The organism is Flavobacterium sp. NRK F7 (genome assembly GCF_024054195.1).
Classification (GTDB): Bacteria; Bacteroidota; Bacteroidia; order Flavobacteriales; family Flavobacteriaceae; genus Flavobacterium.
In genome coordinates this window covers 925166-940237 of sequence record NZ_JAMXLB010000001.1, presented here as the reverse complement: position 1 = coordinate 940237, position 15072 = coordinate 925166, and the positions used below count along the sequence as shown (strand labels likewise).

General features: G+C 30.5%; 13 protein-coding genes. 8 read left to right on the top strand and 5 right to left on the bottom strand.

The window, feature by feature from the left end; genetic code table 11:
• Positions 1–88: 88 nt before the first annotated feature.
• Both NHF47_RS03960 and NHF47_RS03955 read left to right on the top strand, forming a co-directional pair.
• A complete protein-coding gene (locus tag NHF47_RS03960) occupies positions 89–1555 on the top strand; it encodes a DUF5687 family protein (RefSeq protein WP_252763717.1) in 1467 nt (488 codons plus the stop codon).
• Between the two features lie 41 nt (positions 1556–1596).
• Positions 1597–2292: an ABC transporter ATP-binding protein gene (locus NHF47_RS03955; RefSeq protein WP_252763716.1), complete on the top strand. Its 696-nt coding sequence runs from the start codon at positions 1597–1599 to the stop codon at positions 2290–2292.
• A gap of 48 nt (positions 2293–2340) precedes the next feature.
• On the opposite strand, the gene NHF47_RS03950 is transcribed toward NHF47_RS03955, so the two are convergent.
• The 4 genes from NHF47_RS03950 to NHF47_RS03935 all read right to left on the bottom strand — a co-directional run bounded on the left by NHF47_RS03950 (position 2341) and on the right by NHF47_RS03935 (position 5873).
• Positions 2341–2850, bottom strand: coding sequence for an acyl-CoA thioesterase (locus NHF47_RS03950; protein WP_140998559.1), 510 nt, complete (start codon positions 2848–2850; stop codon positions 2341–2343).
• Between the two features lie 66 nt (positions 2851–2916).
• Entirely contained in the window at positions 2917–3849 is a 933-nt protein-coding gene (locus NHF47_RS03945) for an SPOR domain-containing protein (RefSeq protein ID WP_252763715.1), read from the bottom strand.
• A gap of 79 nt (positions 3850–3928) precedes the next feature.
• A complete protein-coding gene (locus tag NHF47_RS03940) occupies positions 3929–4612 on the bottom strand; it encodes a response regulator transcription factor (RefSeq protein ID WP_252763714.1) in 684 nt (227 codons plus the stop codon).
• Entirely contained in the window at positions 4605–5873 is a 1269-nt protein-coding gene (locus NHF47_RS03935; protein WP_252763713.1) for a sensor histidine kinase KdpD, read from the bottom strand. Before NHF47_RS03935 ends, NHF47_RS03940 begins: the two co-directional genes overlap by 8 nt.
• A 143-nt stretch (positions 5874–6016) precedes the next feature.
• Here NHF47_RS03935 and NHF47_RS03930 point away from each other — a divergent pair, with 143 nt between their 5' ends.
• The 4 genes from NHF47_RS03930 (at position 6017) to NHF47_RS03915 (ending at position 9162) form a co-directional block, all read left to right on the top strand.
• Positions 6017–6490, top strand: a complete 474-nt coding sequence (locus NHF47_RS03930) for a DUF1573 domain-containing protein (protein WP_252763712.1) — start codon at positions 6017–6019, stop codon at positions 6488–6490.
• A 74-nt stretch (positions 6491–6564) separates the two neighbouring features.
• Positions 6565–7035, top strand: coding sequence for a methylated-DNA--[protein]-cysteine S-methyltransferase (locus NHF47_RS03925; RefSeq protein WP_252763711.1), 471 nt, complete (start codon positions 6565–6567; stop codon positions 7033–7035).
• A gap of 59 nt (positions 7036–7094) precedes the next feature.
• Positions 7095–8252 (top strand): serine hydrolase, encoded by a 1158-nt coding sequence (locus NHF47_RS03920; protein WP_252763710.1) that lies wholly within the window; start codon positions 7095–7097, stop codon positions 8250–8252.
• A gap of 196 nt (positions 8253–8448) precedes the next feature.
• Positions 8449–9162 carry a 3'-5' exonuclease gene (locus NHF47_RS03915; protein ID WP_252763709.1) on the top strand — a complete coding sequence of 238 codons (714 nt, stop codon included), beginning with the start codon at positions 8449–8451 and terminating at the stop codon, positions 9160–9162.
• A 48-nt stretch (positions 9163–9210) separates the two neighbouring features.
• On the opposite strand, the gene NHF47_RS03910 is transcribed toward NHF47_RS03915, so the two are convergent.
• The gene (locus tag NHF47_RS03910) at positions 9211–12156 is read right to left on the bottom strand and encodes a S8 family serine peptidase (protein ID WP_252763708.1); all 2946 of its coding nucleotides are present in this window, start codon (positions 12154–12156) and stop codon (positions 9211–9213) included.
• A 193-nt stretch (positions 12157–12349) separates the two neighbouring features.
• Here NHF47_RS03910 and NHF47_RS03905 point away from each other — a divergent pair, with 193 nt between their 5' ends.
• Together NHF47_RS03905 and NHF47_RS03900 are read left to right on the top strand one after the other, a co-directional pair.
• A complete protein-coding gene (locus tag NHF47_RS03905) occupies positions 12350–13789 on the top strand; it encodes a nucleoside recognition domain-containing protein (RefSeq protein WP_252763707.1) in 1440 nt (479 codons plus the stop codon).
• Positions 13790–13793: 4 nt separating this feature from the next.
• Positions 13794–14879, top strand: coding sequence for a serine hydrolase (locus NHF47_RS03900; RefSeq protein ID WP_140998577.1), 1086 nt, complete (start codon positions 13794–13796; stop codon positions 14877–14879).
• Positions 14880–15072 lie beyond the last annotated feature (193 nt).

Below are 15072 nucleotides of genomic sequence, written 5' to 3'. Positions count from 1 at the left end.
CAAAATCGCCTTGTTTGTAGATAAATTAAAAAAAATCGTAACATTTTAGTGCAAGTGACTACCAATAAGAAACCAACAAAACTAAAATATGGTCAAACAATTTCTCAAATTAGAGTGGAAAGCCTTTATACGATCTTCTTCCTTTTCCACTAATATTGTCTTAAAAATTTTCATGATTCTGGGAGCCTTGTATTTCATGAGTATGTTTCTTTTATTGGGTTTTGGTGCCTATCATATTCTAGAAAAAGCAGGTCAAAATCCTTTTGATACAATCAATAGTTTTGCTTTGTATTACTTACTCGTGGATTTAGTGATTCGGTTTTTCTTTCAAAAAATGCCCACTTTATCAATCCGACCTTTTTTAAATCAAAATATTAGGAAAAATAATATTGTTCGATTTGTCTTGAATAAGACCATGTTGTCTTTTTTCAATTTTATCCATTGGTTTTTCTTTATTCCATTTACGATAACTTTAGTTATGAAAGGATATGCTGGAACTGCTTGGATTTGGTGTATAAGCATGCTTCTTTTTGTATACATTAATAATTTTTTAGCCATTTTAATAGACAAAAAAGATGCTGTTTTTTACACTATAGTAGGTGTTTTTGCCCTCTTTGGTGTACTTCAATATTATTCTGTTTTTGATATTAGCCTTTACTCTAATCCTTTTTTTGCTTCTTTTTACAACCAATCTTTTTGGGTCCTTATCCCAATTGCAATCTTAGCCTTATTGTATTATCTTAATTTCAAATTTTTTAAATCGAATTTGTATTTAGATGCTGGCTTATCGATTGAGCAAAATTTAGCGACTACTGAAAACTTAACTTTCTTAGATCAATTTGGCAAATTAGGTACTTTCTTAAAAAATGACATTCGTTTGTTAAAGAGAAATAAAAGAGCGAAAACAACACTATTAATGAGTGTTATGTTTTTATTCTACGGATTATTGTTTTTCACAAATTCTCTAGAAGTTTATAATGCACCCGTTTGGAAAATTTTTGCTGGTATTTTTGTTTCAGGTGGTTTCTTATTTAATTTCGGACAATTTGTACCAAGCTGGGACAGTTCGTATTATCCTCTAATGATGACACAAAATATTACTTATAAAGATTATTTATCGTCGAAATGGTGGTTAATGGTAATTGCTACCACCGTTTCTACTCTTTTAGCCAGTTTGTATTTGTTCTTTGGGATAGAAACCTATTTAGCGATTCTTACAGGAGCTATTTTTAATATTGGAGTAAATTCACATTTGGTTTTATTAGGTGGTGCTTATATAAAAACACCTATCGATCTAACTTCAAATAAAAATGCTTTTGGTGACAAAAAGGCTTTTAATGTAAAAACCTTATTAATTTCCTTACCAAAATTACTATTACCCATGCTTGTTTATGCCATTGGTCATTATACGCTTGGCTGGCAATTTGGTTATTTATTAGTAGCCTTATTAGGTGTTTTAGGCTTTGCTTTTAAAAATAAAGTTTTCCAAATCATCGAATCAATTTACAAAAAAGAAAAATACATTACTCTTGAAGCCTATAAGCAGAAAGGTTAGTTTTTTTGAACTCATTATTAATTATTTGAAATTACCGTAACATGATACAAGTAAACAATTTATCCAAAAAATATAACGGCACAACAGTACTGCAAATTGAAAATTTAGAAATACCAAAAGGACAAAGTTTTGGTCTTGTGGGAAATAATGGTGCTGGAAAAACCACTTTTTTTAGTCTTCTTTTAGATTTGATTCAACCTTCAAGTGGAAAAATTACTTCTAATAACGTTCAAATAAACACTGATGAATCGTGGAAAGTATTTACCACTTCATTCTTAGATGAAAGTTTCCTTATTGGGTATTTAACACCAGAAGAGTATTTTTACTTCATTGGAGAATTAAGAGGTTGGAATAAAGCAGATGTAGATGCTTTTCTTACGAAATATGAAGATTTCTTTAATGGTGAAATTTTAAATAATAAAAAATATTTAAGAGATTTATCGAAAGGAAATGCCAAAAAAGCAGGAATTATAGGAGCGTTAATTGGGAATCCAGAAATTATTATTTTGGACGAACCATTTGCTAATTTGGATCCAACAACACAAATTCGCCTCAAAAAAATCATCAAATCATTGGCAGAAGACAGTAACACAACCGTTTTAGTTTCAAGTCATGATTTACAGCATACTGTTGAAGTCTCTGATAGAATTGTGGTTTTAGAAAAAGGAAACATTGTAAAAGATTTAGTACCCACAACAGAAACCTTGAAAGAACTAGAAGAATTCTTTTCAGCTTAAAAAATTATAAAACAAAAAGTCCGATTTTAAAAATCGGACTTTTTTTATTTATGAGAATAATGCTTTTAATTCTGTTGCTTCATTAGGTTTCATTTTACCAGCTAGTACTAAACTCAGCTGCTTTCTTCTTAGTGCTGCATCATAGCGCTCTTTTTCTAAAGGCGTTTGTGGTTCAATAGGTGGCACTTGTATAGGCCTTCCCGTTTCGTCTACAGCAACGAAAGTATAGATAGCTTCATTTGCTTTATTTTTAATGCCCGATTCTCTATCTTCAATCCAAACATCAATAAAGATTTCCATAGAAGTATTAAAGGTTCTCGACACTTTAGATTCTACCGTTACCACACTTCCCAAAGGAATAGCTCTATTAAAAGCTACGTGATTTACTGATGCTGTAACGCAAACTCTTCGAGAATGTCTTCTTGCAGTTATACTAGCGGCTCTATCCATACGTGCTAATAATTCGCCACCAAAAAGATTATTTAAAGGATTCGTTTCACCTGGTAAAACTAAATCGGTTAATGTAGTTAATGAGTCAGAAGGGTATTTTGCTTGCATTGTTTTTTTTGCAAAGATAATAAGCTTCGAAGATTCATTGCATAAAAAAATCCCAAAAATGGGATTTTAATCAATCAAAAGCCATGATTCTATACTTTCTTCTTTGTAAAGTTTATTTTTTAGATTTTCAGCTTCTTCTAGAGATTTAAAGCTACCATAAGCTACTGGCACTAATCCATAATTGTTTTTTTCTAATACTCTTGCATCATAACCTTGATCCACCAACATTTTTTGAGCTTTTTCTGCATTCTTTTCACTTCTAAATGCTCCAGCGATTAAATGATACGGTCTCTTTTCTTCTTTAACAGCCAATTCCACAGTAGGTATAGGTGCATCAATAAAGAAAGTAGCTTGTTGAATTCTATGTTGTACTTCTTGTTGTACTTCTTTTTGAACGCGTAAGGTATCAGTAGCCACTTGTTGATCGTGAACAATTTTATACGCTGATAAACCTGCACCAAAAAACAACGTAATTGCAGCTGCATATTTTAAATACGAATAGTTCTTTTTCGATTGTTTCGGTTGTAAAACAATAGGTTCTTTTACTTCAAAAACTTCAGCTTGTTGTAATAATACTTCACGTTTTACTTCTGGAGTTACAAAACTATTTAGTCCAAAAGAAGATATCAAGTAATTTATATTTTGACTAGGTTGAAAAACCCAGTTATATTCTCCGTTTACAAAAATTTCACCAATGTTATCTAAAACAATTTTATCTCTATCTTCTAAAGCCGCAATCCATTGGTTAACTTCAGTAGCAATTTTAATTAATGCATTACCATAAGAAATGCTTTCCGCTAATGCAATATGATTAGCCAACAGTCCATCATTATTTTTGATGTTGCTATTAAAAGAAATAACTTTTCTAGGAGGCAAAAAAGTACTCGCACTCCCACTAATAGTCGCCGATTCGATTTCAGATAAAAAAGCTCCAAAACCTGGCACTGTTACACATTGGTAACGATATAATAATTCGGATATATATTTGTCTAATAACATAAACGCAAAGTTACATAAACAATATAGTTTTCAAAATTTTATTAACAATTTTTATTAACAAATAAAAATGCTATAAAAATCAATCAATTACCAACTTAAAACCTATTCTAGGAATGTTTTCTATTCTTACATTCGGTTCTTCTTTTAAGATTTTTCGGATTCGAGAAATAAACACATCCAAACTTCTTCCAGAAAAATAGTCATCATTACCCCATAAAGAGGTTAAAATCGTTTCTCTTTTTAAAACAGTATTCCTATTTTCTAAAAACAATTTTAAAAGAGAAGCTTCTCTTTCTGTTAAAGTAATTTCTTTTGAATTATTTTTTAAAATATAATTTTCAAATTCAAATTCAAAAGAACCTAGTTGGTATTTCGTTAAAATCTTCTCGCTTTTCTTCTGGCTTCTATTTAAAAAAATTTCAATTTTAAGAATTAATTCTTCAATCGAATACGGCTTTACTAAATAATCATCTGCACCTAATTTTAAACCTTTAATTCGGTCTTCTTTCATTGTTTTTGCCGATAAAAAAATAATTGGTATATCACTATCCCTTTTTCTAATTTCAGTAGCAATTTGAAAACCATCCATATCGGGCAACATAATATCTAAAACGCACAAATCAAATTCTTGTTCGCAAAAGAGTTTAAATGCTACCGCACCATTATTGGAGTGAATCACTTCAAAATGTTGTTCTAGATTATCAGCTGTTAAAAATGCTAATGTTTCATCATCTTCTACATAGAGAATTTTTTTCTTACTCATGAATTTCTGATTTAGGTATTTGAATAAAAATTTTCAAACCTGGATTTATATTTTCAGCTTTTATTTTCCAACCATGCAATTGAACAATTTTTTTAACATAGGCTAAACCAATACCAAAACCTTCGATTTCTTTACTATCTGTTCTTTCTACTCGATAAAATTTATCAAAAATAAAAGGCAAATCTTTTTTTGGAACACCTTCTCCATTATCAGCAATATGTATCGAATAATAATTTTCTTCTTCGAGTACTGATACTGTTACAATTGGATTTTTAGGTCCATATTTGACAGCATTTTCTACAATATTATAAAAAATGTTGTAGAAGTGAAATTCATCTGCATGAACAATAAGTTTTTTTGAGAACAAAAAGTCAAACTGAACCAGTTTAGTATATTTTAAAGAAATATTTTCTTTTGTTAATTCTATCATTTTCCTAAAATCAACTGCTGATTTATTCAATTCAATATTGTTACTATCCGTTTTTGCTAGAGATAAAATCTGCTCAATATGTTCGTTTAATTTATTACTCTGTTTAATTATGATTTGAATATATTTTGAAAGTCTAGGGTTTTTCTTTATTTCTTCTTGATCATTGGCATAGTTAGAAGCAATTAAAATAGAAGCTAAAGGTGTTTTAAATTCATGTGTCATATTGTTAATGAAATCATTTTGCAACACCGTATATCGCTTTTGCTTTAACATTAATAACACAGAATACACATAAACTATAAGTACAACAAACAAAACCACTGTATACAACCAATATTGTTTTAGACTTGTAAAATAACTTTGCTTTAAAGTTGGAAAACGAACCGCAAAATAATAAATTAAATCGTCATTTTTAGTAAAACAATCCACGCATTTTTTACTAGGCTGACTGGTCGCTGTAATATAATTTCCATAGACCATATTATTAGAACCACAATCATAAATAGCATATTCAAAATCCAAATCTAACTTTACTTTGGCAAATTCTTTCTTAAGATAAAATTCTAAGATGTTATTTTCAAAAACATCATTCACATTGACCACATAATAGTTATGAGCTACTTTTTTGATTTGATTTGTAACTATTAGTTCGGAATTATTATCTACATAAATTCGTTCCACTACATCTAATAAAGCATAATGAATTTTGTCTTCCACCTCTTTTTTTTCAAAAGAATATGCTTGATTAAGCAAAAACAATTGCATCACAATAACACCTAATATGGCAAGAAAACCAACCAGAATAACTATATTAAATCGTGTAAACTTCACCTCTTTTTTTATGTAATGGTACGAATAATGCTGTTTGATTTTTAACTGTTAACAAGTCATTAACAATCATTACACGTTAGTTAACAACAAAGTTAGTATTCCTTTTTAAATTTGCATATCGAATAATTACAAAAACATTATATATGAAAACGCTTAAACTATCAATTGTTGCATTATTCATTACTTCTTTATCTTTTGCACAAGCAGTAGAAGCAAAAAAAGTAGTAACAAAGGCCCCTAATACAGTTGCAGCTCCAGCTCAAACTAAAGCTTCTGCTATGAAATGGAATACAGAAACTCATGAATTTGGAGAAATTGAAAAAGGAAAACCTGTTTCATATGAATTCACATTTACGAATACAACAAAAGAAACGATATTAATTACAAACGTAAAACCATCTTGTGGTTGTACAGCAGCTAATTATACAAAAACACCAATTAAGCCAGGTGAAAAAGGAAGTATTACTGCAACATACAATGCAGCATCTCCAGGAAATTTTACAAAAACAGTAACAGTTACAACTAGTGAAGAAGGTGCAGCTCCTAAGGTGTTAATTATCAAAGGAAGCGTTAAAGCTGAAGAGAAAAAAGAAGAAAAATCTGTTATGTTCAAATAATAAAACAACAATTTTTTTATATCTTACTTACGAAAAACCATCTTTTTATAAGATGGTTTTTTTATATTTATAGGATGCAAACAGTGTTTATTAATACTCCTTTAGGCACAGCCAAAATAGAAGGTGATACAAATGGCGTTTCTGTAATTTCAATTAGAGAAGAAGGAGAAATTTCAAAAAAAATTCCCATTGAACTTAAAGAAGTGGTACTGCAATTACAAGAATATTTTGCAGGTAAAAGAACTCAATTTAATTTTGAACTGAATCCTAAAGGGACTGATTTTCAAAAAAAAGTTTGGAAGGCACTTCTAGAAATTCCTTATGGAAAAACCACTTCTTATTTAGAACTGTCTAAAAAACTAGGCGATGTAAAAGCTATAAGAGCAGTCGCATCTGCAAATGGCAAAAACCCTCTTTGGATAGTCGTTCCCTGCCATAGAGTCATTGGTACTGATGGCTCTTTAACCGGTTATGCTGGAGGATTGTGGAGAAAGAAATGGTTACTTGAGCACGAAAATCCAGTAAAGCAAGAAAGTCTTTTTTAAATTTTTAAAAGCAAGCCTTTTTTTGTTTATTTTTATGCTTATAAAACCGATAAGCAACTATGAAATTCTTAAAAAAATTCTTCAAGTGGTTTGCAATTATACTTGTATCCATTATCATTTTAATGTACATCTTTGATGTAGACTATTTATTAAGAGCCGTCCGAACAATTTATTTTAGAGGTTATACTACAGCCTTTTTGGAAGATTATACTCATTTCCCAAATAGAGAAATAAAAAATGGAGTGGCTCAACCATGGAATATTGCTAAAGATTACAACCAAGTTCCTTCAACAGAAACTTTAGATAAAACCCACAAAGAGTTACAAACCGTTGCTTTTTTAATCATTAAAAACGATAGTATTGTACATGAAAGCTATTTTGATGGCTATTCCAAAGACTCTAAATCCAATTCCTTCTCGATGGCGAAAAGTGTCGTTACTATGGCTTTGGGAAAAGCCATTATGGAAGGAAAAATAAAAAGTTTGGATCAAAAAGTAGCTGATTTTTTCCCAGAATTAAAAGGTGCATTTGCCAAAGAAGTTACGGTTGGTGATTTATCTTCAATGGCATCTGGTTTAAGTTGGGATGAGAAATACTACAGCCCATTTTCTATAGTAACCCGTGCTTATTTTGATGATGATTTAAAAAAGGTGATTTTAGGGTTAGAAATAAACGAAAAACCAGGGCAATCTTTTAAATACCTTAGTGGTGCAACGCAATTATTAGCCATGTGCATTGAAAAAGCTACTGGAGAATACCTTTCAGATTATGTTTCTAAACACTTTTGGCAACCTTTAGGAGCAGAAAACAATGCTTTGTGGCAATTGGATCATGAACCAGATGGAATTGAAAAAGCGTATTGCTGTATTGCAAGTAATGCTCGAGATTTTGCTCGTTTAGGAAAATTATATTTGAACAATGGAAATTGGAAAGGAAAACAAATTTTAGATTCTACTTTTGTACAAAAATGTATAACACCTCGCTTTCCTGAAAGTCCTCAATATGGATACGGTTTTTGGATGCACACCATTAACAATAAAAAATTATTTTATTTAAGAGGTCATTTAGGACAATTTGTAATTGTAATTCCAGAAGACAATCTTATTATTGTTCGTTTAGGACACATTAAAGGTGTACAAACAGAAACTGATCCTCACAGTAATGATTTATATACGTATGTTGAAGAAAGTTATAAAATCTTAGAAAAAAGAAAATAAATATAAAATGAATAGTCATTTTTCTGGATTACATCATTAGAAACATTTTCTTAAAAAATAAAAATAAAACAAAGCATCGATATAAAGACAAAGCAACACGTCAAATAAAACGTGTTGCTTTTAAAAATGATAATTTTATTATTCGCCACTAGCTATAAAAGTTAATTGAATCTTTATAGCATAAAACTATTTTAAAATGATTGAAAAAATTAACCTCAACAATATCTTATTTTTAGATATTGAAACCGTACCTGAATATGACAGCTATTTAGGTATGGATGAAGAAACCAAAAAATTATGGGAAAGCAAAACACAATACCAAAGAAGAGACGAAGTATCAGCAGAAGATTTTTATGAGCGTGCTGGAATTTGGGCTGAATTTGGAAAAATAATTACCATTTCTGTAGGCTATTTCACTAACAAAGCCGACATTAGAAACTTCAGAGTAACCAGTTTTTGGGGAGAAGAGAAAAAAATTTTACAAGACTTTTCTAATTTATTAAACAATCATTTTAATCAGCCCCAACATCTTTTATGCGGACATAATGCTAAAGAATTTGATATTCCATTTATCGCTAGAAGAATGATCATTAATTCCGTTCCATTACCAGACAAACTGAATTTATTTGGTAAAAAACCTTGGGAAGTACCACATTTAGACACCTTAGAATTATGGAAATTTGGAGATTATAAACATTTTACTTCTTTAAAATTACTTACAAAAGTATTACAAGTTCCTTCACCAAAAGATGATATTGATGGCAGTGAAGTAGCTCATGTATATTATATAGAAAAAGACATCGATAGAATTATTACTTATTGTGAAAAAGATGTAATTGCAGTGGCTCAAATATTTTTACGTTTTAGAAAAGAAGATTTACTAATCCCCGACGAAATCATTCATGTATAAAAAAAGAGCTATTTCTAGCTCTTTTTTTTATTATATTGGAAAAGTTAGTTATCTTTTTACTACTACTTTTTTAGTAGTTTTCCCCGCTCCGTTTTCAATAGATAATAAATAAACTCCTTCAACAAGGCTTGCAATATTTAAATTAACATTAGCTTCAGAAGATTGCTCTTTTTGAATTATTCTTCCCTGCATATCAACTAAAGCATATGAAGTTAAACCTGTTACATTATTACTTAATGTAATGGTAAGATTATCTTTAGCAGGATTAGGATAAACATTTACAAAATCTGCCAATTCATTTGAATTACTTTTTAAAGATTGCTCTATTCCACAAATATAAATAGTAACTGAGTTAATTGAACCACCATCTCCGTTAAATGGATCTTCCACTCTTAAAGTCCATCTTCCATCTGCAAGCATTCCATTAAATGCACTTAAAGGCTCATTAGGTTTTACAATTCCAGATATAGCAGGACTAAACGGTTCACAGAAAAACTGAGTTCCATCATCATCTAAAGTACATATTATATCATCATTATCACCACATGGTTGATCGAATAATTTTATTGTAGGACTTCCAATTGAAGAAGGACCTATTAAATAATAAGTCATATCCTGAATATACGTATGCGAAATATCAATAGCAACATTAATATCCGCAATTGTCAATCCTCCACTTACCATAATAGGAACTGAGGCTGTACTATTTGCGGTTGATGCAATTGTTGCATTAGTGAAATTTACAGCAGAAAATTCGTATCCACAAGTAATAATTCCTGTTTTAAAAGTATAAACAGTTGCATTAGATGCCATTGCCGTTGCGCATCTATTTGAAGGAATTACACGCCAATAATAATTTGTCCCTTCTTGTAAATTAGTTACATAATAATTTGTTTCTAAAACACCATTTTGATCAACCACAATGTTGTTAAAATTAGCATCAGTAGCTACTTGAACATGATAAGACTCTTCATTACTGTTCTGGCTCCAATCTAAATTAATGGAAGTGCTAACTGGGTTAAGATTATTTGCTGGGCTAACCAAAACTGTTGGTTGAATAACATTAGAATATACAAATAATTTTTTTAATCTTGTTTCTGTTTCAGTACCATTATCACCAATTATACCAACATCGTAATTACCTGGTTGTGCATTTGTAAAACCTGTAATAGTCATAGTTACTGTTCCATTAGCACTTAAACTAGAAGGAGTAAATACTGCATTAGCACCAGAAGGTAATCCAGTTGCAGAAAAAGAAGTTGTACCTGAACCTGTTTGTTTGTAATCGAAAAGATAAGTTGCAGTTCCATTGTTACAAACAATTAGATCATCAGATTTAGAAACTAATGAAAAGTCAGATTTCACACCTGTGACAACTAAAGAAAAATCCTGACTCCCATTTATTAAAGTTCCTTTATGAGTAATCGTAATTAAATACTCACCTGCACTTGGGTTATCAATTTTTACTTGCTCTACATTATCCACATTGTTATCATCTGTCCTAGTTGCTGAAGTATTAGGATCAGCTTGTAATCTCCATGGATAATATGTTGTACCATTTCTTGTGATTTTAATATCTAAATTGTTTATTAAAGCAGCAGTTGCTTCATTTTCAACAGTATTTGTTTTAGCAACTCCTGGCACATCTGTCCAAGTTATAGATGCTATCAAAGGGTTATTCGCCCCGCCTTCTGAAACAAAACTCATTGTAAATGTCTCCCCTTGAGATAGATTTTCTTCAGAAATCCATGAATCTAAACCATTATTACTAATCGTTTGAGCTGCTTTTTTGGCATTCAATAATCCCCATCCAAATTTCGCATCAGGACCAACATTACCAGCATCATCAGCTGTATGACATGCTAAGCCTTTTAAAGTAGCCGCTTTCATAAAATTATTAGTAACATTTTTATAATGTTGCTGCAACAGTAAGAGAGTTCCTGCTACATTTGGACTTGACATAGATGTTCCAGTTGACACTCCTAAAGCAGTATCTGAACTAGATATTGTTGAAGTTAATGAAGTTCCATTTCCAGTAATATCTGGTTTAATTCTTCTGTCATCAGTAGGTCCTTGACTACTTGAAGAGTTTATTAGAACACTAATTAATGTTCCATCAGCAGTAACATTTGCATCTTGAGCATTAGCTACAATTAAAGTATTTTTAGCCGTTTTATCTCCAGTCAATTTATCAAAACCTGCAGCAATAGGGTTTGCATTATCATTATTATTACCCTCATTTCCGGCAGACATTACTGGCAAATAATAAGGAGCTAAAAAAGCAATTTCGTCCCAGTTACGCGCTGCATCTGTGTAAGCTCCAATATACCAAGCAGGTAAAATACTCCCTGAATCTGCAGTAATTGGCACACCATATGAGTGATTTGAAATTAACATACCTCCTAAAACTTCACTAGTTGCTTCACTTTCATCGTTTGTCCAATTGAAAGTTCTTGCAGTAGCTTGATAAGCCATTCCTTGCGCTGTTGCAGATGAATTAGAAGCCAAAATCGTTCCTGTTACATGGGTTCCATGACTTGAATAAGTTGTTCCGGCTGGGTCATCAACAGTGGTTACTCTTCCTTCAAATAAAGTATGTGTTCTTCTAACAGTTCCTCCATCCCAAACTCTGGCTACCATTCCTTGTCCATTCAAATTTAAACCTAAGGTCCCTCCAGAATTTAGATGTACTGCTCTAGTGGATTTAGCCGCATTTGCATTTGCAGTGGAATAATAAATTGGTGAACCGTCAAAGCTTAATTTCATTAATTCTTGAAATGAACCATCTTCCCCGTAAATATAGATTGGCCATCCCATTTGATTTGCTTTTTTGACAGCAATTTCTTTCTCTTTCATTTCTACTTTCTCAAAAAAATTGATTCTCTCTTTAATTTTAGTGAGGTCATAGTTTTTTATAATTTTTGCAACATCTTCTTTTGTTTGTGCAAAAGATAAAGATGTAACAAAAACTATTGCTAGTAATTTTAATTTCATGAATAAAAGTTTAAATTTTTAAAAGTGCATAAAATTAAACTTTTTTTTATAAATAATTATATTTTACTCAATATTAACACACTAGTCCTTATTCTAAACATTAAAAAAAGTAAAATAATTTAATTTCCAGCTACTTTAAAAATGTTTGAATTGTTTTCTTTCATAAATTGTATATTTACAAAAATTCAATTTTATGGTTTTAAGTAGATTTTGGTTAGCTATTTTTGTTTCTTCAATTGCATTTATAATTATTGGTTTGTTTACCAATAATTATTATTCTATCGATTATGTTTTAAATGGCAAACAAGGAGAACCCATTTTAATAGCTGAAAAATATTTAAAAGATGTTCCTCAAGCCGTTCAAGACTCGATTCTTCGGTCTAAAGAGAATACTTTTACAGTTAAAACAACCAAAACTACCACAGATACTATATATGTCTACAACAAACAATCGGTAAAAATTTATAGTGGTGTGCAACAAGCTGACGGATTACTTCCCATGGCAAAAAGTAGTTTGTTGGATTTAATTATTCCCTTAATTGCTTATTTAGCCTTTTTTTGTGGTATTATGGAATTGCTAATCATTTCAGGAGCTTCTGAAAAGTTAGCCAAAAAACTGAGTCCCATGTTTGCAAAGGTTTTTCCCACAATTCCTAAAAATCACGAATCCATATCGTATATGACCTTGAATTTTGCAGCCAATTTTTTAGGGCTGGATTCTGCTGCCACTCCATTTGGTTTAAAAGCAATGCAAAGCTTACAAGAATTGAATGACGATAAAGATCGAGCAAGTGATGCCCAAATTATGTTCATGTGTTTGCATGCTGCAGGTTTAACTTTAATCCCTACTTCGATTATTGGTTATCGCGCTGCCGAAAATGCAGCCAACCCTGCCGATGTGATGTTACCGTGTATTATTACTTCTTTTGTAGGAACAATTGCGGCATTCTTGTTAGTAGGCATGAAACAGCGTATCAACTTTAAAAGTGTCTCCCTTTTAGCTGTTTTGATGGGACTTATAGGTGCCATCATTGGTTTGTTATTTTATGTCAACACTTTAGACTTAATTGGTAAAAATTATTTTACAGCTAATTTATCGGGTGTATTGTTACTCGCTATTATTGGTTTTACCTTAATTTTCTCATTTGTAAATGAAAAAAAATTTACGGAGCATAAAACCACCATGTTTGACACTTTTGTTGTAGGTGCCAATAACGGACTCAAAACAGGAGTTATGATTTTCCCGTATGTGATGGGAATGTTAGTTGCAATTTCTTTACTGCGCAACAGTGGTTTGTTTGAAATTATAAGTCAGGGTATTTCTTTTATTTTTTCTCATTTAGGAGTAGCTAAAGAAATTACCGATTCACTTCCTGTAGCCATTTTAAGACCTTTTAGTTCTGGAGGATCTAGAGGTTTTATGATTGATGCCATGCGTACTTTTGGCCCAGATTCTTTTGCTGGTCGTTTAAGTTGTATTTTTCAATGTAGTGCAGAAACTACTTTTTATGTAATCGCGGTTTATTTTGGCTCAGTAAGTATTAAAAATACGCGCTATACGTTAGGCATGATGCTTCTAGTAGATTTAATATGTGTGATTACAGGTGTATTAGTGGCCAGTTGGTTTTTTTAATAGTATGAAACCTTTATTTTTATTTTTTATTCCTTTACTAAGTTTTTCACAAATTAATTTTGATAAAATTAATAAGAAGACTGAAATATTAGCTTCCAAATATTTAAAAAAAGAAGATATTCCTGGAATGAGTATTAGTATTTCTTATAATGATACTATTATATTCTCACAAGGTTTTGGTTTTGCAGATTTAGAAAAAAAAACAAAAATATTTCCCTCAAAAACAAAATTTGAAATTGCTAGTATTACAAAAATGATTACGAGTGCCGTTTTAGGTAAAATGTATGAAGAAGGAACTATTGACTGGAATAAAACACCACATTTTTATTTGGATAGCTTAGCAAAAAAACCATTTGATTTCACAATTAAACAGTTAGCAGGGCATATTGCAGGTTTAAGAAGAAATGCTAGCGAAGAAAAGTGGTCTCTTGATAACAAATATTCTAAAAAAGATTTTTACAGAGTTTTTACTAAAGATTCATTACAATATCAACCGCAAACAAATTTTGTTTACAGCAATTATGGATTTAGTGTTTTGGGTTTTGTAATAGAAAAAATCTATCATAAAAATGTTTTTGACATCCAAAACGACTTGATTTTTAAACCTTTACAAATGAACAATACTTTTATAGATGATGGACATTATGATGAAAATACAGTTACATTTTATAAAGAAATTGAAAATAAAAAAGTAAAAATTACAGAATACGTTTATAATAACACATCATATTCTGCAGGTTGTCATCTTTCAACTTCTGAAGATTTGATTAAACTTGGTAATGCTTTTTTATTTGCTAATAGATTACTTAAACAAGAAACTTTAGTAGAATTAATTAAACCTCAAAAATTAAATTTTGGAGGTAAAACATTTTATGGAATGGGTGTAAATGTAAACAAAGACATCTATGGAAATTTTAATTATGGTCATGGGGGAAATGCAATTTCAGCTAGAAGTAAATTGTTAATATATCCAAGTTCCAAATTAATAATTGTTATGTTAGCAAATAAAAGTAAGACTAAAGAAGATAATTTTGTAGAAAAGATTGCAGATAATTATATTCAATTTTTAAATAATAAAATAGATTTTTAACCTCTAAGCATATTGATCTCTTTTATCGCTTAGATCGATCCTTAATTATCCAACCCAATGTCAAACTAAAAAACAAAGTAGTTAGTAGAATAATTGTTAATATGAAAATTGATTTTCAACTTCATACAAGACATTCTAAATAACCACAGAAATTTTTTATCAAAAATATTGAAATACTTACCTTTACCCCACT